The 20,559-nt window shown below is 66.9% G+C and carries 19 protein-coding genes; 7 read left to right on the forward strand and 12 right to left on the reverse strand.

The features are described 5' to 3' along the window. Positions 1 to 11: 11 nt before the first annotated feature. The 4 genes from DN412_RS05230 to DN412_RS05245 form a co-directional block, all read right to left on the reverse strand. Entirely contained in the window at positions 12 to 2,273 is a 2,262-nt protein-coding gene (locus tag DN412_RS05230; RefSeq protein WP_115013532.1) for a VTT domain-containing protein, read from the reverse strand. Between the two features lie 208 nt (positions 2,274 to 2,481). Further along, entirely contained in the window at positions 2,482 to 2,820 is a 339-nt protein-coding gene (locus DN412_RS05235) for a hypothetical protein (RefSeq protein ID WP_425267399.1), read from the reverse strand. 157 nt (positions 2,821 to 2,977) lie between these two features. After that, the gene (locus DN412_RS05240) at positions 2,978 to 3,175 is read right to left on the reverse strand and encodes a hypothetical protein (RefSeq protein ID WP_115013534.1); all 198 of its coding nucleotides are present in this window, start codon (positions 3,173 to 3,175) and stop codon (positions 2,978 to 2,980) included. Positions 3,176 to 3,383: 208 nt separating this feature from the next. Continuing rightward, positions 3,384 to 3,656, reverse strand: a complete 273-nt coding sequence (locus DN412_RS05245) for a DUF2188 domain-containing protein (RefSeq protein ID WP_115013535.1) — start codon at positions 3,654 to 3,656, stop codon at positions 3,384 to 3,386. A 305-nt stretch (positions 3,657 to 3,961) separates the two neighbouring features. On the opposite strand from DN412_RS05245, the gene DN412_RS05250 reads away from it, so the two are divergent. Next, on the forward strand, positions 3,962 to 4,105 hold the full coding sequence (locus DN412_RS05250; protein ID WP_115013536.1) for an entericidin A/B family lipoprotein: 144 nt from the start codon (positions 3,962 to 3,964) through the stop codon (positions 4,103 to 4,105). Between the two features lie 62 nt (positions 4,106 to 4,167). Here DN412_RS05250 and DN412_RS05255 read toward each other — a convergent pair whose 3' ends face one another. From DN412_RS05255 to DN412_RS05270, 4 genes are all read right to left on the reverse strand, one after another. Continuing rightward, a complete protein-coding gene (locus DN412_RS05255; protein WP_115013537.1) occupies positions 4,168 to 5,082 on the reverse strand; it encodes a DMT family transporter in 915 nt (304 codons plus the stop codon). Between the two features lie 28 nt (positions 5,083 to 5,110). Then, complete coding sequence (locus tag DN412_RS05260) at positions 5,111 to 6,019, reverse strand: 2-hydroxy-3-oxopropionate reductase (RefSeq protein ID WP_115013538.1); 909 nt, start codon at positions 6,017 to 6,019, stop codon at positions 5,111 to 5,113. Between the two features lie 75 nt (positions 6,020 to 6,094). Continuing rightward, positions 6,095 to 7,198, reverse strand: coding sequence for a malate/lactate/ureidoglycolate dehydrogenase (locus tag DN412_RS05265; RefSeq protein ID WP_115013539.1), 1,104 nt, complete (start codon positions 7,196 to 7,198; stop codon positions 6,095 to 6,097). 116 nt (positions 7,199 to 7,314) lie between these two features. Next, complete coding sequence (locus DN412_RS05270; RefSeq protein ID WP_115013540.1) at positions 7,315 to 7,599, reverse strand: CppA family protein; 285 nt, start codon at positions 7,597 to 7,599, stop codon at positions 7,315 to 7,317. 219 nt (positions 7,600 to 7,818) lie between these two features. On the opposite strand from DN412_RS05270, the gene DN412_RS05275 reads away from it, so the two are divergent. Genes DN412_RS05275 through DN412_RS05300 form a run of 6 tightly spaced genes read left to right on the forward strand, consistent with a single transcriptional unit; the run spans position 7,819 to position 15,871 of the window. Beyond that, a complete protein-coding gene (locus DN412_RS05275) occupies positions 7,819 to 8,961 on the forward strand; it encodes a VOC family protein (RefSeq protein WP_115013541.1) in 1,143 nt (380 codons plus the stop codon). A 42-nt stretch (positions 8,962 to 9,003) separates the two neighbouring features. After that, the gene (locus tag DN412_RS05280) at positions 9,004 to 9,960 is read left to right on the forward strand and encodes a fumarylacetoacetate hydrolase family protein (RefSeq protein WP_115013542.1); all 957 of its coding nucleotides are present in this window, start codon (positions 9,004 to 9,006) and stop codon (positions 9,958 to 9,960) included. Beyond that, positions 9,957 to 10,979, forward strand: a complete 1,023-nt coding sequence (locus tag DN412_RS05285; protein ID WP_115013543.1) for an alcohol dehydrogenase catalytic domain-containing protein — start codon at positions 9,957 to 9,959, stop codon at positions 10,977 to 10,979. Before DN412_RS05280 ends, DN412_RS05285 begins: the two co-directional genes overlap by 4 nt. Positions 10,980 to 11,008: 29 nt before the next feature. Continuing rightward, a complete protein-coding gene (locus DN412_RS05290) occupies positions 11,009 to 12,937 on the forward strand; it encodes an acyl-CoA synthetase (RefSeq protein ID WP_115013544.1) in 1,929 nt (642 codons plus the stop codon). Positions 12,938 to 12,972: 35 nt separating this feature from the next. Beyond that, a complete protein-coding gene (locus tag DN412_RS05295) occupies positions 12,973 to 14,628 on the forward strand; it encodes a bifunctional 3-(3-hydroxy-phenyl)propionate/3-hydroxycinnamic acid hydroxylase (RefSeq protein WP_115013545.1) in 1,656 nt (551 codons plus the stop codon). A gap of 40 nt (positions 14,629 to 14,668) precedes the next feature. After that, the gene (locus DN412_RS05300) at positions 14,669 to 15,871 is read left to right on the forward strand and encodes a porin (protein WP_115013546.1); all 1,203 of its coding nucleotides are present in this window, start codon (positions 14,669 to 14,671) and stop codon (positions 15,869 to 15,871) included. A gap of 235 nt (positions 15,872 to 16,106) precedes the next feature. On the opposite strand, the gene DN412_RS05305 is transcribed toward DN412_RS05300, so the two are convergent. From DN412_RS05305 to DN412_RS05320, 4 genes are read right to left on the reverse strand one after another with little or no spacing between them, the layout of a single operon-like run. Continuing rightward, entirely contained in the window at positions 16,107 to 17,099 is a 993-nt protein-coding gene (locus DN412_RS05305) for a Bug family tripartite tricarboxylate transporter substrate binding protein (RefSeq protein WP_115013547.1), read from the reverse strand. 53 nt (positions 17,100 to 17,152) lie between these two features. After that, complete coding sequence (locus DN412_RS05310; RefSeq protein ID WP_115013548.1) at positions 17,153 to 17,914, reverse strand: cupin domain-containing protein; 762 nt, start codon at positions 17,912 to 17,914, stop codon at positions 17,153 to 17,155. 39 nt (positions 17,915 to 17,953) lie between these two features. Next, positions 17,954 to 18,769 carry a GntR family transcriptional regulator gene (locus DN412_RS05315; RefSeq protein ID WP_115013549.1) on the reverse strand — a complete coding sequence of 272 codons (816 nt, stop codon included), beginning with the start codon at positions 18,767 to 18,769 and terminating at the stop codon, positions 17,954 to 17,956. After that, positions 18,766 to 20,556, reverse strand: coding sequence for an acyclic terpene utilization AtuA family protein (locus tag DN412_RS05320; protein WP_115013550.1), 1,791 nt, complete (start codon positions 20,554 to 20,556; stop codon positions 18,766 to 18,768). Before DN412_RS05320 ends, DN412_RS05315 begins: the two co-directional genes overlap by 4 nt. Between the last annotated feature and the right edge of the window lie 3 nt (positions 20,557 to 20,559).

Raw genomic sequence — 20,559 nt, forward strand, 5'->3', positions numbered from 1 at the left:
GCGCGCCGTGCTCAGGCGCGCTCCGCCGCCATGCGGGCCAGCCCCGACAGGCGGCTGCCGGGGCCGGGCGGGTCGTCGTTGCGGCCGCTGCCGTGCCGCGCGACATTGCGCCGGCGCCGGCGGCGCAGCAATACCAATAGCGACCCCGGCACCAGCAGCACCAGCGCCAGCAAGGCGAAGGTGACCAGCCCGGGATCATGCGCCGCCGCGGCGACGCGATTCACCAGCAAGGCACTGACCACGATGCCCGGCAGCATGCCCAGCGCGGTGCCGATCAGGCAATCGCGCAGGCTGATGCGCGAGGCGCCGACCACCAGGTTGACCAGCGAGAACGGTGCGATCGGCATCAGCCGAAGCACCACCATCGCCACCACGCCATGCTTGCCCAACTGGTGGCTCACGCGATTCAGCCCCCTGCCGCCAAAGCGGCGCACGGCATTGCGTCCCAGCAGCCGTCCGGCCAGGTAGCCCGCGCCGGTGCTCAGCACCGTGCCGCACAGGGCCAGCACGGCGCCGTAGAGCGGGCCGAACACGACCACCGTCACCAGGATCAGCAGTGTCACGGGCAGCATCGTCATGGCGCCGGCCAGGTAGACGCCCATCATGGCCAGCGGTGCCAGCGGCATCTCGTCCACGCGCTCGATCACGGCAAGCAGCGCACGGAAGTCTGCCCATTCGCGCAGCGGCGTATGGCGCCACGCAAAGGCCAGCCCGGCCATCAGCAGCGTCAGCGCCACCATCATGCCCACGCGCCCCAGCACGCGCGGGCGCGCCTCATGGCTGACGAATTCGGCCAGCACCTGGTCGCTGTCGATCGGCTCGATCGGGTCCAGCAGGTTGGCCGCCGGCGAGGCGGCATCGACATCGTCCGGCAGCGGCGGCGCGAAGTCTTCCAGCGAGCGCCCGTCGCTGCGTTGCAGGTCGCGGATGGCGCCGAGCACGCTGCGCGTGGCTGCCACCTCGGCCTGGAGGATCTCGGGCGTGACGTCCAGGTGTTCGCCCAGCAGGCGCGCGCGCATGGACGCGATGGCACGCTGCACGCGCGGGTCGCCCTCCGACACCACCACGATATTGCACTCGGTATCCAGCCCCAGCGAGCGGTTGCTGAGGTTGGACGAACCGATGGTGATGAAGTCGTCGTCGATCACCGTCACCTTGCTGTGGACGTTGACGCATGCAGGCATCAGGCCGGGGATGGTCGGACAGTACAGGCGGAAGCGCTCGTACTTGTCGGCCGCGTGCAGGCGGCGGTAGAGGCGAGCCCGCAGTACGCCCATGCTGTGCGCCTCCAGCCAGCCGCTCTCGTTGCGCCGCGACACCAGCACGATATCCGGGCCGTCTTGGTGCCCGAGCCGCGCCGCCAGCGCCTTGGCGATTTCGCCCGAGCTGAAGTACTGGTTTTCCATGTAGATGCTGTGCCGGGCGGAGGCAATGGCGTCGCGCAGCAGCACGCGGATCTCGCCGACGCCGGGCTCGTCCTCGCAGCTGGGCATGGTGCGGGCGATGCCCACCCGCACATCCGTCAGTTCGGGCGCAAGGTTGGGCGGCCATGGGTCCGATGACGTGGCCGCGACGGGGCGTGCGTGGCTGCCGCTGGCGCGCAGCCACCGGTCCGCACACAGCTTGCCGAGCGCGGCGGCGGCCTGGCCGTCGAGCGCGCACTGCACGTCATGGAAGGGCGGGTAGGGCTTGCCTTCGGCGATGCGCAGCGGGGCAACGGGCGCATGGTGGCTGTCATCCCAGCGGCGCAGGGTCAGGTCCAGCCCGCCGACAAAGGCGACCTTGTTGTCGAGCACTACCACCTTCTGGTGGTGCGATGCCCCTGGCGGGTGGTTGCCGTCCAGCCGGAACGACAGGTGCCGGTGGGCCTGCCAGTGCGCGCTGGCCGACGGCAGCCATTCGCGCTCCATCGCCATCACCATGGCGTAGTCCCAGCTCAGGATGTAGATGCGCAGGTTGGGGCGCCGATCCGCCAGTGCACAGAGAAAGTCGCGCAAGCCTGGCGGCAGGCCATCGTGCGCGCCGTCGGGCACCAGTTCCATGCGGCTGTCGATGTCCCAGCCAAGGATGAAGATGGTGTGCTCGGCACGCGGCAACGCCTCGCGCAGCGCGCGGAAATAGGCGTCGCCATCAACCAGCATGGCAAAGCGCCGGCAGGATTCGACGCGCCAGCAGTTGCGCCCGGGCTCAAGCAGGGAGCCGGGCGACTGGAGATCATGCGGTGGTGCCGGCGCAGGGGACGCCGTGGTGCCGGGCGGGTTGTCTTGCCTCATGGCGCACGCTTTGGGAGAGCTATAGCCTGAAGCTTCGCGCAAGTTCCATACCGGCGTGGCGCGGCTGCGGGCGCAGCGTGCAGCCGAAGGCCCTGACAGGTAGGGCGAGCCCGGGCAGGGCTGGCGCGTGGGCGATGCGTGTGCGCTTTACCTGCCTTTGTAAGAAGGGCGCGCGGAGGCGTCCGGCGTGCCGCAGGGGTGCGGACCGCTACGAAGCGTGGCCGCGCGGCAGCGCGGCAGGGCGGGCAATGCCCCAGACGTCCAGCAGCGGCTCAAAGTGCGGCGTGTTGTCGCGCGGAGCGGGCGTCACGCGCCGTGGGGGTGGCAAGGGCCGGCCAGTCAGGACAAGCCGGGTATCGGCTTCAGGCGGCGAGTCAGGTTCGCCTTCGTACGCGACAACGCCCATCTGGCGGGCGGATTTGAGCGCGCGGGTCAGTTCCGCCGCGCTCAGGCGGCTGGCGGCGGCAAGCCGGTGCCGGGGCATGGGCCCCTTGGCACGCAGGCTGGAAATCAACGCCATCACGCAATCCCGGGTGGTTCGATTCATTTCGCTGCGTCAGGAAAATGGTGCAGCGGCGGACCCGCCGATCGGGCCTGCCGCATACGGGTACCCATTCTTTCGCAGGGGTCATGACCTTGCCAACCGGATATGACACTTGTTCACATTTCCTAGCAGTGGAAAGAAAACTCGCCGGGATAGGACATTAGTGGCGCGTTTCCGGATCGCCAGTCGGAAATCTGCGATCCGTGCCGTCACGCGGCGTCAGCATCGTGCCATGCCGGCGCCACTTGCGCGCATGCCTGGCCTGGACGTCTTCGGCAATCGCGTGCAATTCGGCAACCCTGGCGTCAAGCGGGTCGGGATAGATGTCCAGCGGACAGTATCTGGGGAGGAGGCGCATCGCGGGTCTCGGTTGATTCTGGATAGCGGCGTTCTGCCTGTCTCCAGTATTGGCGGTGGACCCGTGATTTTCAGCAGCGGATGCGCGGCACTTGAGCTGACTCAATGCATTTCGCGCAATGAACCATTGCGGCCCGCCTGCACAGCGGGCGCGGAGAGAAATGATGGGGCGACCGGCGGGTTGATCCGTCGAGGCCGGCCTGCGCCGGCTAGTGGCCGAGGCGGATATTGCTGCGCGTATCGCGGCAGTAGATCTTGCGCTCACGCACCAGGCCGTCACGGCCGTGGATGCACAGCGGCACCCCGTCTTCGCGGGCGCGCATCCAGCCGGCTGCAATAGCGGCTTCCTGGGTCGGGAAGTGCAGCGCCGCGTCGTCGGCGCCGCTTCCCATGCCTTCGATCGTCAGCGCCCATCCGCCTTCGCTGGCGTAATCGGTGTCGCCGGTCGCGGCGGGAAGCACGTGGATGCTGCGTGACGTCATGGTGGTCTCCGGGATGGCTGGCAGTGACACTCTGCATTGTTAAGCGATACCGGTGCGCGGGGTATCGGTGGCTGTCCTACAAGCATATTCGGGGCCATGGCGGCGGCACCGTGATGGTGCAGCATGTGGTGGTGGCATGTCGCGCATTCTGCTGACATCGCGGTAGGACGAAAGCCGACTTTTCACGCTGGCCCGGGTTGCTACGATCCAATTGCCGGTTGGGCAAGCGGCTGCCCGGTCAAGCTATTCCACGCGATTCCATCCTGGCGGCACATGCCGCATCCACACGAAGCAAGGAGATCATCATGAGAAGGCTATACGCACTGTTTGCGCTCGCTGGCGTGCTGCTGGTCACGGGTTGCAACACCATGGCGGGCGCGGGCAAGGATATCGAACGCGGCGGCGAGAAGGTGCAGGGCGCGGCGGAAACCACCAAGCAGAAGATGTAAGCAACGGCTGGCCCGACTCACTGCTGCCAGACAACGGCCCGTGCCCCTGGCGCGGGCCGTTGTCATTCATGCGTGCCCCCTGCGGCACGGTGCTGATCGACGGTACGCTGGCCGACTTCATCGCGCTTGCCCGTGATCACCAGCGCAATGCCGCCCAGTACCGCCGCCGCGCTCAGTGCTAGCCGCAAGGTCAGCGCTTCGCCGAGCAGTGCGATGCCGCCCACTGCGGTGATGACCGGCACGCTCAGTTGAACCGTTGCGGCGGTGGCCGCCCTGAGCTGCGGCACCGCGGTGTACCAGATGACATAGCCGAGCCCGGAGGTGATGGCGCCAGATAGCCCCGCGTAGGCAAGTCCCGTGCCGTCCAGCGAGCGCTGTGCGTGGACGGCCGCACCGAGCGCCAGGGCCATGGGCACGGCGCGCACGAAGTTGCCGGCGGTGGTCTCGACCGGATCCGCGGCACGCTTGCCACGCAGCGAATAGACGCCCCAGGCGATGCCCGCCGCGATCATCAGCAGCGATGAGGCCAGTGGCGGCGTGGCCAGGCTCGGGAGCATCAGCCAGACCAGGCCGGCCAGTGCCAGTGCCAGGCCGCTCCACTGCTGCGCGCGCAGCGGCTCCCCGGCATAGAGGCCATAGCCAACCATGGTGGCCTGCACCGCGGCGAACAGCAGCAGCGCCCCGGTGCCCGCGCTCAGGCGCTCATACGCGAATGAGAACGCCGCCGCATAGCAGAACAGGGCCAGCGCGGAAGCCCAGTTGCCGCCCAGCGAAATCCCACGTACACCGGCGTGGCTCACCTGCCGCCGCGCCATCACGATGAGCCACAGCACCGCCGCCGCGGCCGCCACCCGCGCCAGGGTGAACGTCCCCGCGTCGATGGTGGTGCCTTTCAGCGCCAGCCGGCACAGCAGGGAATTGCCGGCAAACGCCAGCATCGCCAGCGCCGTCAGCAGGGCGGTGTTCGCGCGCGGCATGGGGCGGGCGACAGTGGGGCAGTGTGGTTTAGCCCGCGGGCGGCTCGTCGCCGATGGCGAACGAGGACAGGTGCTCGATCGCCCGGACCAGGCCGGAATGATCCCAGCCCGCGCCGCCCAGCCCGCTGCACACATTGAACAACTGCTGGCACGACGCCGTATTGGGCAGGCCCACGCCAAGCTGGCGCGCGGTGGACAGCGCCAGGTCCAGGTCCTTCTGGTGCAGCGCGATGCGGAAGCCCGGGTCGAAGGTGCGCTTGACCATGCGTTCGCCGTGCACTTCCAGGATGCGCGAACTGGCAAAGCCGCCCATCAGCGCCTCGCGCACGCGCGCGGGATCGGCGCCGGCGCGGGCGGCCAGCACCAGGGCCTCGCTGACCGCCTCGATGGTCAGCGCCACGATCACCTGGTTGGCGACCTTGGCCACCTGGCCGTCGCCGGCCGCGCCCACGCGCGTGATGGTCTTGCCCATCAGCTGCAGGATCGGCAGCACGCGGTCGAATACTTCCTGCTTGCCGCCGGCCATGATCGACAGCGTTCCCGCCTTGGCCCCGACCTCGCCGCCTGAAACCGGGGCGTCGACGTAGTCAGCGCCAATCGCCTCGATGCAGCGCGCGAACTCGCGCGTGGCGATCGGCGAGATCGAGCTCATGTCGATCACGGTGACGCCGCCCGCGGTGTCGGCAAGGCCGTCGGCGACCCCTTTCTCGCCAAACAGCACGCGCTCCACGTCGGGCGTGTCGGGCAGCATCAGGATGATGGTTTCCGACTGCTTCGCCACGTCCTCGGCGCTGGCGCAGGCCTTCACGCCGGCATCCTGCAGGTCTTGTGGCACGCCGCTGCGGGTATGGGCGAAGACTGTATGCCCGCCGTCGACCAGGTGCTGCACCATGGGCTTGCCCATCACGCCAAGTCCGATAAAGCCGATTTTGCTCATGTCAGTGTCCGGTAGTGGTCGGGCGCCAGCCCGGGCGTGCCTTGTGCACAGCGCCGGGGCATACCCTGATGATAGTCAGTCGCACGCCAGCGCAGACAACGGCCCCGGCGCCGGATGCGCACCGGCGCCCGCCGCGGCGACCCGTGCGGCCGCGTCGTCAAGTTGCGCCAGCGTGCCGGCATCGACCGGGACCTGCCCGGCGCGGGCGGCGCGCCAGGCGCGCTCGGGTTCGCCCGGCAGGCGGATGCCGTCCTGGCCCGGCAGCAGCCGCGAGGCCTTCATCCAGTCGGCAAACGTTGCCACCTCATGCCCGAACGACGTGCTGGTGCCCAGGCCCGCCGGGTCGAACACGATCGCCAGCATGTTGTTCCAGACCGCATGCTCATGCCGCAGCGTTTCGGGGCGGATGGTATGGCCGCCGGTGACCGCGGCGCCCAGCAGCTCGCACATCACGGCCAGCACGTGGCCCTTGTGCTCGCCGAAGGGCCGCAGTGCGCCCTGCGGCGTGCCGGCGGGCGGGTACATCACACCGGCATCGGTGGTGGGCTGGCCGTGCGCGTCGAGCAGGCAGCCGGGCGCGACCGGCACGCCCTTATTGTGGGCCACCCGCACCTTGCCCAGCGCAATCGCGCTGGTGGCAAAGTCCAGCACCAGCGGCGGCTCGCCCGCCACCGGCACGCCGATGGTGAACGGGTTGGTGCCGTAGCGCGCGTCGTAGCCGCCGTGCGGCGCCACGATGGGCTTGGACAGCACGTTGACGAAGTGGATCGAGATCATGCCTGCGGCGGTGGCCAGCTCCGCCCAGTGGCCCACGCGACCCAGGTGGTGCGACTGCCGCAGGCCCATCACGCAGACGCCATGCTCGCGCGCGCGGCCGATGGCCATCTCCATTGCCTGCGCCGTCACCGCCTGGCCCATGCCGCGGTTGCCGTCCAGGCTCAGCATGCTGCCGGCATCGTGCAGCACGCTGACTTGCTGGTTCAACTGCAGCTCGTCGGCCTGCCAGGCCAGCACGTAGCGCGGGATCATGCCGACGCCGTGCGAGTCATGCCCGCTCAGGTTGGCGCCGACCAGATGGTCGGCCGTCAGTTGCGCTTCGCTCGCGTTGCTGCCGGCGGCTATCCAGAGATCGACCACCCATTGGTGCAGGGCGGCGGTGGGGATGCGGTGTTCGCTCATATCGGCCTTGGCAAGGATGCGGAAAAAAGCCCCGGGGCCGTGTGATGGCAACGGGGCTTCATGATACGGCCGGCGCGCGGGTCGCGGCGCCGGCGTGGCCGGTGATCGGCAACTGCCTACGGGCGCGGCGCGGCTTCGGCAGACGGCTGGGCAAGGATTTCGCGGATGCGGGCCAGGTAGCTGTCGCCTACCGCGCGGTGCATGCGCGCCGCCTCGGCCGCGAACTGGCGCCGGCTCGGCGGGCGAATGCCCAGGCTGCGGCAGATCGTGGACAGGTAAGGCTTGCGCTGGCCGCCCAGGCGCAGCGCCGCGGTCTGCAGCGCGGCATCGCCGATGCGCCCGCGCAGCCAAGCCAGCACCTGGCGGTCATAGTCGTTTTGCACACGGATCAGGTGTTCCATGGACGGGGCTCCTACTGTTCATTCATACAGTTACTGTAAATATATACAGTATCTGGGGGGATGCAAGGAGTTCTATATCCAGGAGCCGTTGGCCCGCTGTAGAAAACCGGAATCAGTAGTGTCTCCTCGTTTTATATTGACTTAAACGTCATGATGACGATAATGTCATCAAAACATCGGGTGTCACCTATGGCGGCGCCCGGCCATTCAGGAGACGCCATGACCCGCCCGCCCCGCGGCGTGCTGCGCACGCCAACGGCTTTCCCCGAAAGCGCGCTGCCTGCCTTCGTCCAAAAGCTCGACCGGCCCGAAGCCCTGGTCAAAGCCCAGGCGCTTGCCTTCCTGATGTTCGAGAAGCGCGACCTGCGCGCCACGGAGACCTTCCTGACGGATTTCGGCATGCGCTGCGTGTCGCGCACCGGCAGCCGGCTGTTGATGCGCGGCGCCGGCCCCCAGCCGTGCCTGATGCTGGCGACGCCAGGCCAGCGCTCGCGCTATGTCGGCGCGGCCTTTTCGGTGCGCAGCGAGGCAGACCTGGTCCGCCTCGAGGCCAACGCGAGTGCGCGCCGCCTGTCGGCCGACGAGATTCCGGGCGGCGGCGCTGGCGTCGAGCTGACCGATCCCGCCGGGAACTTGCTGTGGCTGGTGACCGGCCAGCAGCCGTTCGACCCGCTGCCATTGCGGGACCCGCTGCATTCGCTCACCAACGATCCGGGACAGCTTCGGCGGGTGAATGCTACGGTCCGGCCGCCGCTGGAGCCCGCAGCCGTGGCCAAGCTCGGCCACGTCGTGCTCCAGACCGTCGACTTTCCCGGCATGGCGCGCTGGTATATGCGTCATCTCGGCCTGATCCCGACCGATGTCCAGTATCTGGAAGACGGGTCGCCCAATCTCTGCTTCTTCCGCCTGGACCTCGGCAGCACGCCCGCGGACCATCACGCCCTGGTGCTCGCCGGCGGCATCGAGGAGAAATACGAGCACAGCGCATACGAAGTGCTTGACCTCGACGCGCTCGGCCAGGGCCACAACGTGCTGCGCGCGAACGGCCACCGCCATATGTGGGGTATTGGGCGCCATGTCCTCGGCAGCCAGCTGTTTGATTACTGGTTCGATCCGGATGGCATGGAATTCGAGCACTACACCGACGGCGATGTCTTCACCGCCGACCGGGAAACCCACTACGTGCCGCTGGAAATGTCCGGCATCTGGGCATGGGGCGACGACGTCCCCGCCAGCATGGGCGTCAAGCGCAATCTCGCCACGGTGTTCCGGGTTGCGCGGCTACTGCGCGCCGGCCGGCTATCGGCTGCCCGGCTGAAGCTGCTTGGGCGCGCGATGACCCAGGCGCGGCCCTGGCTCTGAGCCTGCGCTCCCGTACGAACCCCCTCACGTCAAGGAAAGCAAATGTCCGTCAAAGTCGTCCGATATCTCCACGGCGGCGAGCCCGGCTGGGGCGTGGTCCACGACCGCCGCATCGCGCCGCTGTCTTGCGGCGCCACCAGCACCGCTGACTTCGTCGCGAACGGCCTCGAAGCCGCGTGGCGAAGTACCTCCGACCAGGCCACGCTGCCGCTCGACGCCGTCACGCTGCTGCCGCCGGTCACATCTGACCGCCAGTTCCTGTGCCAGGGCACCAACTACGCCAGCCATTTGCGTGAGTCCGGCATGGACCCCGACAAGATCGGCTTCAACACACTGTTCACCAAGGCCCCGTCCTGCCTTGCGCCCGCCGACGCCGACGTGGTGCGGCCGGCGCATGTGCGCCTGCTTGACTACGAAATCGAGCTCGGTCTCGTTGTGCGCAAGCCGCTGAGCGGCGCGGTCCGCGTCGGGCCGGACCAGCTGCACGAGTTTCTCGCTGGCGTGACCATCGTCAACGACATTTCGGCGCGCGACGTCCAGCTGCCGCAGGCCCAGTTTTATAAGGGCAAGAGCTACCGCAGCTTCGGCCCGGTCGGGCCCTTCCTGGTGCTGTTGGACGCGCAGGAATGGCTGCGCTGGCCCGAGTTCCGTATGCAGCTGCATGTTAACGGGCAGCCCCGTCAGGACGCCCATTGCGGCGACATGATCTTCAAGCCGCACCAGACGCTTTCCGAGCTGTCCGCCTTGCACGACCTGCAAGCCGGCGATCTGATCGCGACCGGTACGCCGGCCGGCTGCGCCGCCCGTGCGCCTGGCAAGCTGGCCATGTGGGCGTTCCGGCATCTGCTGTCCGAGAGCGCGAAGTGGCGCCTCTTCATCAAGAAGGGCCTGTCGAACCCGGCTTACCTGCAGCCAGGCGACATCATGACCGCTTCAATCCGCACCGACGACGGCGCCATCGACCTGGGCGAGCAGCGCAATCGGGTGGTGGCGTCATGAACCACAGCTATATCGCCGCTATCGACGGATTTGGCGATGCCGTCGCGTTGGGGCTGCGCTCGGCGCCATGCCCGCAGCCACGCCACGGCGAGATCGTGGTGCAAGTGGAGGCAGCGGCGATCAATCCCATCGATGTGCGCCGCCGCGGTGGCTACGGCAGCAGACTTTTCTCTCTCATGGGCGCGGCGCGCATGCCGCTCGTGCTCGGTAACGATTTTGTCGGGACGGTCTACGCGGTGGGTCGGGGTGTGACCGGGCTGCGCGAAGGCGATGCCGTGTTCGGCGCCAAGCCGCCATCGAGTGCGGGCACGCATGCGACCCATGTCACCATGCGCGCCGAGCACGCTCGCCTCAGGCCGTCGTCTATCCCAGCCGCCACCCTGGCGACGCTACCGTACAACTTCCTGACCGTGACGCGCGCCTTCGCCGACGCCGGGATTTGCCGCGAGACCGTGAACGGCCGTCCCGTGCTGGTGCACGGCGCAACCGGTGGCCTGGGCCAGATCGCGGTCTGGTTGCTGCACAGGCTGGGAGCGAGTGTTACCGCCGTCGGCGGACGTAAAGGGCTCGATGCCTGCCTGGCCGCTGGCGCCGCCGAACTCGTCGATCGCCACCGCCAATCGCTGGCGAGCCTGCCGCGGCATTTCGCCGCCACCCTGAATTTCGCCAGTTGGGACGACGAAGCGGACCTGCTGCAACGGCTGGCGCCCGACGCAGCCGGTCACGCGACCACTGTCCATCCGCTGCTTGGCAACTTCGACCGACTGGGCCTGCTCGGAGGCGGTGTGGCCACGCTGGTTGGCAAGCGTGGCAAACGCGGCCAGATACCGAAGGGTGCGCGCTATGGGTGGACGACTTTCCGCCCGAACCCTTCGGCCTTGCAGGCACTGGCCGATTGCGCGGCGGCGCTGGCCCCGCCCACGGTGAAGACCTTTACGCTCAGCCAGGCCGGGCAGGCGTACCTGCACGTCGAGCAAGGCCAACCCCGGCGGGCTGTCCTGCTGCCAGGGCAACTCTAAAAAAACAGGGCCACAACAAGGAGACAAGCATGCCCGATACCACACGCGACAGCGGGACGCGTACCGGCGGCATCCGGACCCAGGCCGATATCGACGACTTCGAACGCACGCCCTGGCAGGAAAAGCTACCCGCGCAGAACACTTACGAACTGCTGTGCCAGGCCTGCGACAGTCATCCGGACAAGACCGCGTTGCGCTTTGTCATGACCGGGGCGGCTGACGTGCCAGAGTTTGTCGTCGATTACGCAACCCTCAAGGCGCGCGTGACGCAAGCGGCCAACGCCTTCCACCGCGCCGGCATTACAACCGGCACCGCGGTGACGTTGCTGCTGCCCAATCTGCCCGAGACCCATTACGCCTTGCTGGGCGCGCAGGCTGCCGGCATCGCCAGTCCCATCAACCCGATGCTGGAGGTCGACTATATCGCCGCCATCGTCAATGAGACAGGAGCGCAAGCGCTGGTCGCCTGCGCCCCTGTCTCGGACAGCGCGCTCTGGGACAAAGCCATCGCCGTGGCCGACCGTTGTCCATCGGTGCGGACGCTGTTCGTCGTCAGCGCAGCGCCGTATCTTCCTGCTGCGGAGCGTGCGCGGGTTGACGCGGCCTTCGACACGGCGTCAAAGCCGTGCCGCGCGGACGTGAAGATGGTCGGCTTCGACCAGGCGCTGGCGGCCGAGCCGTCGGACACGCTGGTTTCGAAGCGCCACATCCTGGCGACTGACATCTGCTCGCATTTCCATACCGGCGGCACTACCGGCCTGCCCAAAGTCGCGACGCACACGCATCTCAATGAAGCCTTCGTCGCGTCGATGCTTAAAGCGCTGATTCCGTCGCCAAATACGATCCTGTGCGGCCTCCCGCTGTTCCACGTGAACGGCGCGATGATCACCGGCCTTGCCGCGTTCCATGCCGGTTGGGAGGTCGTGATGCTTACGCCCAGCGGCTATCGGGGCCAGGCCGTGATGCCGAACTTCTGGAAGCTGGTCGAACGGTTCCGCGCCACCAGCTTCAGCGGCGTGCCGACGATCTACGCCGCGCTGGCCGATCTGCCGCGGGAAGGCGCCGACATTGCCTCGCTGCGCTTCGCCTTTTGCGGCGCCGCGCCGCTGCCGGCCGAGGTCGCGCGGCGCTTCGAAGCCGCCGCCGGCATTCCGTTGTATGAGGGCTACGGTCTGACCGAAGGCGCGTGCGTTTCGGCCCTCAATCCGCCGCAGGGCGAACGTCGCCTCGGCACGGTCGGCCTGCGCCTGCCGCACCAGGCGATCGGCGTCTGGAAGGTCGACGGCTCCGGCCACGCCACCGAGCCTTGCGCGCCGGGCGAAACCGGCGTCATCGGCATCAACGGTCCGAATGTGTTTCCCGGCTATTTGCGCGAGCAAGACAATGGCGGCATCTGGCTCAATCCGGGGTGGCTCAATACCGGCGACCTCGGCCATCTCGATGCCGACGGCTATCTCCATCTGACCGGACGTGCCAAGGAGCTGATCATCCGCGGCGGCCACAACATCGATCCAGCGATGATCGAAGACGCCCTGCTGCGGCATCCGGCCGTGGCAATGGCGGCTGCGGTCGGCGAGCCGGATGCGCACACCGGGGAATTGCCAGTCGCCTACGTCACGCTCAAGCCAGGCTTCACCCCGGCTGCCGACGAATTGCTCGCAGACGCGCGCAACCTCGTGCCTGAACGCGCTGCTGTGCCAGTGCGCATCGACATCCTGCAGGAGATGCCGCTGACCTCCATCGGCAAGGTGGCGCGGGCGGAGTTACGCATGCGCGCTGCAGAGCAAGTGTTCCGAGAGATCCTGGCGCGGGCCGGTACGGCCGCCAGCGTGCGCGTGGGGCCGGATATCCGGCGCGGCACCGTCGCCTTCGTCCGATGCCCCGCCGCGGACGTGGCGTACGTGCAGGATCTGCTCGGACGGTTTCCGTTCCCTCTCGACTTCAACTGCCCGGTGTGAACGCGCCGAGTCTCCTCTCGTAGAGAACCCCGCTTATGAATACCACATTGCCCGAGCAGGTAGACGTCCTGCTGGTGGGCCTGGGTCCGGTTGGCGCCGCCGCGGCCAACCTGCTGGGACGCTACGGCGTCCGTACCCTGGCCATCGACAAGGCCACGGATATTTTCACCGCGCCCCGGGCCATCGTGCTCGATAACGAAGCGCTGCGCATCCTGCAGATGGCAGGGCTCGAGGAAGGCGCGTTCGATACGCTGGCCATCGCCAAGGTGCAGATGCATTCGCCGCTGTTCGGCAGATACGCGCGTGCCAACACTGCGGGCACCATGGACTGCCACCCGCGACTTGTCACGTTCTATCAGCCGGATCTCGAACGCGCCTTGCGCGCCCGCTTGGGCCGCTATCCCTGCGTGAGCATCGCTCTCGGCGCCGATCTCACCGGTTTCGACGACGACGGCGAAGCGGTGCGGTGCACCGTGTGCCTTTCCGGCGGTGACACGGCCACCGTGCGCGCGCGCTATATCGTGGGCGCGGACGGGGCCAATTCTTTCGTGCGGCGCCACGCTGGCCTTGCCTTTGCCGGCAAGACCTTCACGCAGGATTGGCTGGTCATCGACGCCCTGAACGTGCCCAACCCGATCGATCATGTCGAATTCCTGTGCGACCCGCGCCGGCCTACGCCGCACATGGTTGCCCCGGGCGGCAGGCAACGCTGGGAGTTCATGCTGCAGCCCGGCGAGACGCGTGAACAGATGGAATCGCCGGACAAGATCCGCGAACTGCTGGCCCCCTGGTGCAAGCCGGAGGAGATCACGATTGAGCGCACAGCGGTCTACCGGTTCCATGCGCGCATCGTCGATCGCTTCTCCAGGGGCCGGGCCTTCCTGGTGGGCGATGCCGCGCATATCACGCCGCCCTTCGTCGGGCAGGGGCTCGTTGCCGGGCTGCGCGACGTGGCCAACCTGTGCTGGAAGCTCGCATGGGTCGTGCAGGGAAGGGCGACGCCCGCCATTCTCGAAACCTACGACACTGAGCGGCGCCCACACGCCCGCTCCATCATCAATCTGGCGCTCCTGATGGGTCGGCTGGTAATGCCGCGCAACCGGCTGGCGGCATTTGCCGTCCATGGCGCGATGGCGCTGATGCAGCGCATGCCCTGGGCTCGAGCCTTCTTCGAGGACCTGAAGATCAAGCCGCCCGCGCGTTTCAGGCGCGGCCTGTTTCAGCGCGGCAAGACGCGCGCGAGGCTGGTACGCGGCGGTCTGCTGCCGCAAGGGCTTGTGCGCCGCGGGCCAGGCGCACCCATCGTGCCGAGCGACGAAGCGCTCGGGTCGCGGCTCGTGCTGGCGGGATTCGGCTGCGATCCCGCGCCGTTGCTGGACCGTAGCCTTCTGGCGGCATGGCGACAGGCAGGCGGCGCCATCGTGCAGCTGCGCCATTGCGGGCAAGGCGAACACGGGCCGCAGGAGGCGCACGAACGGCGGGACGGGCATTCCTGGGAGGACATGTCGGACCAGCTTATCCCGGGGGCCGCACCCGTCGGCTGGATCGCGGTCGTGCGTCCCGACCGCACCGTGCTGCACGACGGCCCGCTCGAAGCCGTCGACGACGTCGTCCGGGAGTCGCTTGCCATGCTGGGAGTGGGCGGCCCGCTGCCAGAAGGCTTGCCTCCCGCGTTGCGGGCCTTCGGCTGACCTCGGCTTGCCTGAGCACGCGGGCTCCGGCTATCAACGCATGACAATTATTAAAACGGGAGACAAGACGGTGAAAATTCGTTCAATCGTGTCCGCAGTATTCGCGCTAGGCGCAGTGCCCGCATCGGCGCAGTCCAGTGTTACGCTATACGGCGTAGTTGATACCAACGTCGAGTATGTCAATCGGGTCGGATCGGTCCCGCTGCCGACGAACTTTTACAACTCAGGGCTAGGACATAGCGTTGTCCGTATGAACTCCGGTGGCGTTGCTGGCTCACGTTGGGGTCTACGGGGAGAGGAGGATCTGGGTGGGGGGATGAAGTCGCTTTTCGTATTAGAGGGCGGGTTCCAGGCCGATACCGGCGCCTTGGAGATGCCGAGCACACTCTTTGATCGACAGGCGTACGTTGGGCTGCGCAGCAACAGTTTCGGCCAACTGACCTTCGGGCGCCAGTACACGTCCCTCTTTCTGGGATTGGCCAATTTCATGCCTGCGAGCTACGCAGTTCAGTATGAACCGATCGCAGTGATAGCCGGTCCGAACTTCCGGGAGAACAATACAGTCCAGTATGCGGCCGCAGCGGGGCCTGTGACAGCGATTGCCCATTGGTCCTTTGGTGTCGGCTTATCTTTGCCGCCTACCAGTCCGTTTGCACAGCAAGTCATGGTCGGCGGCAATGGCGAGATGCCGGGGCGGTTCCGCGCTGACACCGGGTATGGTGCTGCACTGATCTATATGCCTGGCGCGTTCGGCTTCACGGTGGACTACGATCAGTACAACCCGTCAATCGCTCAGGGCAGTGGTACCAATAAGCGCGCAGCGGTCGCCGCGAGCTATACGTTCGATGGCAAGGCCAAGGTAATGGGTGGGTACCGTTGGGGGCAAAACAAGGATCAGAATGGCTTGACAGTCCTGCGCGATGACTACTACTGGTTGGGCGCGAACTACCAATGGACTCCCGTGGTCGAGCTGACGCTTGAGTATGACTACGAGAATGTCCGGCGTCTAAACGGCAACGCCGCGGTTGCGAATCCCTGGCAACTGATTTTTATGGCGAGATATAGTTTGAGCAAGAGAACGGATCTATACCTGTCCACAGCCTATGCGCGGAACGCCGGATTGATGCTCGAATCATCAGCGTCGGGCTATGGGGCAAGCCTTTTTCTGAATAACAGTTACGCGCCAGGGGTCGGGCAGACATCGATGATCGGCGTTGCTGCAGGAGTCCGCCATATTTTTTGATACGGCTCGACGCTGAGTGCCGAAAGCTCCGACTCCCGGCATTGGTCCGAGTCGCTTTTGACTTTTGCCACAGGGTGGCCATGTTGAAATCGCAGGTTTGCGCGGTGCTCCCCTGGCGCCGGCCGTGACAGGTGCCAATCAGCTGGATTTGCTCATCTTCGAAATCCCGGTCCTGGCAGTACTAGCACTGCCAGGACCGTCCGGCCGGGTATCCTCGGGCTGCCGAAGGCGCGGGTTATTCCGGCTGGATGCCGGCGGCTTTGATCACCTCGGCCCATTTCGCGGTTTCACCGCGCACGAACGCCGCCAGCTCTTCCGGCGTCGATGGGGAGGGTTGGCCTCCTGTCTGGCTGAAGTGTTCGGTAGCCGCCGGGCTCGTCAGCGCCTGTCGAATCAGCTGGCTCATACGCGCGACGACCGGTTTTGGCGTGGTGGCGGGGAAGAAGGCAGCAACCCAGGCCGTCATCTCGTAGCCTGGCAGGCCGCTTTCCGCCATGGTCGGAACATTGCCGAGCAGGGGATTGCGCCTGGACGTGGTCACGGCGACTGCGCGCAGCTTGCCGTTCTGGATCAGGGGCAGGGCTGGATTGATGTCGGAAATCATGAACTCGACCTGGTGGCCCATCAAGTCGGTCAGGGCCTGCGGCACGCCCTTGTAGGGCACATGCAGTGCCGGTGTGCCGCTCATCATCTTGTAGAGCTCGCTGGCGACCCGGGTGGAGGAACTGCCGCTGGCGAAGGTCATCTTGCCTTGCCGGTTTTTCGCCAGCGTGGTCAGTTCTGCCACCTTCTGCACCGGGCTGTCGGATGGCACCACCAAAACCAATCCGCTCTTGGCGATCAACGACACCGGCGCGTAGTCCTTGATGGGATCATAGGGCAGCTTCCTGAACAGGGACGCATTGGCCGCGTGAGTGGTGTTTGTCGTGATGAGCATCGTGTAGCCATCTGCGGGTGCTCTCGCGACGGCCGTGGCGGCGATGAACCCGTTGGCACCGGGACGGTTTTCCACGACGACGGACTGGCCGGTCTGGGCAGTGATGGTCTGCGCGATGTAGCGCGCGGTGTTGTCCGTGCCACTGCCTGCGGGGAATGGCACCACGACGCGGATCGGCTTGTCCGGATACTCGTTCGGGCCGGCGGCCCACACCAGTTGCGGCGCCGCGCAAGCAGCGGCCAGTCCGGACAGCATGGCGAGCATGCGTCGCCGGGGAAATCGCTGGATCATCTTGTCTCCTCCCGCATCTCGGGATCTGATTGAATGGCTTGGCCGAGCTTGCGTCAGGTCAGCGCATCGTGTGCGCGAATGACAATCAGCTCGCGCGTCCCGGGTGTCGATTCGAGGCTGAGCTCCGCACCGTCGGGAACGTAGACCCACTCCCCAGTTTCGGCGGCGAAGCGCTCCCCGTCGATGCGGCCATGGAGCGTGCCGCCGCGCACGAAGAGCACCTGCTCGGTCTCGCCAAGCCTGTGCGGATCGGCGCCACCATCTGGATCAAGGTCGACCATGTAGATGTCGAGAAACCGGGAATCGACGGTCTGGCGTGTGATGACCGGCCTGGCGAGCGCTCCACGGTAATGCGGCAGCGCGATCGCTTCGGTGCTGGCCGGAACGTCGCGGACATCGGCGGCGCCGGCCTGAAGGCGCGGGTCGTCCGGGCCGGTCGCGGTCACTGCTGCGTTCGGGTTTTCGCTGTACGGCGGAGCGTAGACCACCATCACCTGCACCGGTTCGTCGCTGATGACCTCGAAGCGATGGAAGACGCCGGCCGCGTTGAAGCTCCAGTCCCCCGCGCGCAAGATGCGCTGCTTTCCGGGTAGTTCGCCCAGACCCTCGCCAGCAAGCAGGAACGACGCTTGCTCGAGGTCCGGGTGTGCATGCGGCAACGCCCCGTGGCCCCGCGAAATCGTGCCCAGCAGGACCTCGAGCCGGCGCGCGCCGACAGTCTCCTTGCCGATGATGCGCTGGTTCGCCGTTCCGGTGTGGTTGGCCGGTGCGTACGCGGCCACGTCGGTGGCCCTCCGTACATAGGATGATGTCATTCCGATGTCTCCTCGCTTAAATGGTGAAGTCTGTCGCGCTCAGCGGCGGCTGTCGGGGATGGCGAGCGCCGGGTAGTGCTCGGTCAGCTTGGCTGGCATCTCCACGTCCAGGATGAAACGGTCGCCGCGATACCAGAACTGCCCTGCCAGGAGCACATTGCCGTCGACGTCCAGCGTCGATCGGATGATCCTGGCGATTGGTGCCCCGAAGCCATAGGCGAGGTCGCGTGCCAGGATGTAGTCGGCCGGCTCGACCGTCATGGTCTGCTGCATCATGCCAAGGCGGTCGCCTTCGACCTGGCGCAGCAGATGACCGAGCTTGTGGTGCTTTTCGCTACCGCGGGGAAAGCGGGCAAAGACCGACGAGGCCACATACATCTCGATCAGGCAGAACGGCGTGCCGCCATGTACATGCAGTTTGCGCACCATTACATAGCTGTCCAGCGGCGTGCCGCGCCGGACCAGGCCCGGCCGCAACGCCACGCCCTCGCGCATTTCCAGGATGCGGATTTCCAGGTCGCTGCCATGGGCTGATTCGTCATTGATGGCGGAGCGCAGCCCCTGTCCGGGCTCCGATGGCTGCCTGATGACGTGGGTGCCACGACCGCGCTGGCTGCTGACCAGCCCCTCTTCCGTCAGCGCGGCAAAGGCCTGGCGCACGGTGACCTTGGCGATCCCGTAGGTTTGGGCGAGGCTGTCCACGGTTGGCAACTGCATGCCCACCGGGTACTCGCCCGAAACGATCCTGTGCCGGATGACGCTGGCCAGCTGTCGATATCGCGTCACGCCGCCAGTGCCGTCGTCGGCGAGGATGACGCCGTCGTTGGCAGCTGCGTTGGGCGCATTCCTCGTCATGACAACAACTCCCGCGGCACGCGCACCGGCATGGTCAGCAGGATCTGCGCCATGCCCTTGCCGAGCGGATCATTGCGCAGCGACGCCATGCCACCGCCATCCAGGGCCGACTCGCAAACAATGTTCATGGCCTCGAAGCCGGGCAATTCGTAGCGGGTCACCGGCCCCTCTACAAGGTGCCCCAGCCAGTCGGCCACGCGGGCCGCCGTCACCTGGGCCCGCAGCACGGGCAAATACGCCGGCCGGCGTGCGATCAGTCCGATGTTTGAGGTATCCCCCTTGTCGCCGCTGCGGCCATAGGCAAGCCGGATCAGCGGAACTTCGACGGTATCGCGTTCTGCCGGGCCCGTGCCCGGCGCTTCCGCGAGTGCAGGTGCCACCGGCGCGACCGGGACCGGTTGTCCGCCCGAAGGAACGGCCACGCCGGTGCGTATGCCATCCATCACCACCGCCGGGGTCAGGGCGGCCTTGTCGAGCAGGAATGCATACTGGCGGATCGAGGGCGAGGGACTGGAACGTCCACCAGCCGAGCCCGTCGTGCCCGGCGCCCAACTGGTCCCCGCCGCGGCAATTTCCCGCGCGAACAGTTCCAGCGCCGCCTTCTCGGGATGCATGACCGCCAGCCGCATCACCGCCTCGCGGGTGTGCCGGACGGCAGCATGTGGCCCAAAGCAGGACTCTGCTCCCAGCACCTCGATCCGGGTGCGGCTGTAGTCTCCCCACCCGTTCTCACCGAACAGCTTGCGCGTGCGGGCAAGGATCGCCTGCGCCGTGCGTTCCGCCTTTGCGACCGCGTCGACGCCGACGATGGAAAGCTGCGCGTTGCAGCGAAAGCCGTCGACATAGGTGGCACATACCTTGTAGGCATGGCCCGGGGCCCGCCCGCGTGCGCCGCTGACTTCCACCAGGTCCGGTGCGGCCTGCCGAAGGTTTACCTGCGTGAAATCGCAGGTGACGTCTGGCAGCAGGTAGGTGCCCGGGTCGCCGATCTCGTACAGCACCTGCTCGCCGACCGTGGCGGTATTGACGAGTCCTCCGGTGGCGGGCGGCTTGCCGACCAGGAAGGTGCCGTCGGCACGGCACTCGACCACCGGATATCCGATGTCGTGCCAGTCCGGGACGCTTTCCCAGTCGGTATGCAAGCCCCCCGTGGCCTGGCACCCGCACTCGATGATGTGGCCGGCCAGGCTGCCTTGCGCCAGGCGGTCATAGTCGTCCGCCTGCCAGCCGAACTCGTGCATCAGCACGCCGAGCGTCACGGCACTGTCCACGCAGCGTCCGGTGATGACGATCTGGGCGCCCTGGTCCAGCGCCTGTTTGATCGGCAAGGCCCCCAGGTACGCGTTGGCGCTGACCACCTTCTCCGGCAGGGGGCGGCCTTTCTGCATGTCCTGCACACCGGCTTCGCGCAGCTGTGGAAGCAGGGGCATCACGTCATCGCCTTCCACCACGGCGATGCGCAGCGTCAGGCCCTGTTCCGTGGCCAGCGCGGCAATCGCTTGCGCACACCCGTGCGGGTTCATGCCACCGGCGTTGCTGACCACGCGGATCCCGCGCTCAGCGATCTCTCCGAGCAGGGCCTTCATTGTCACCGTCACGAAATCGGTGGCGTAACCCAGCTCCGGCTTGCGCAATCTGGCAGCGGCGAGAATCGACATGGTCAGTTCGGCCAGATAGTCGAACACCAGGTAATCGATATCGCCGTGGCGCACAAGCTGTGGCGCGCCGACGCTGCTGTCGCCCCAGAAGCCGGAAGCCCCGCCAATGCGTACCGTTTTCGCGTCCATTCC

Origin of the sequence: Cupriavidus lacunae, from assembly GCF_003353055.1 — a bacterium.
GTDB classification, from domain to species: Bacteria; Pseudomonadota; Gammaproteobacteria; order Burkholderiales; family Burkholderiaceae; genus Cupriavidus; species Cupriavidus lacunae.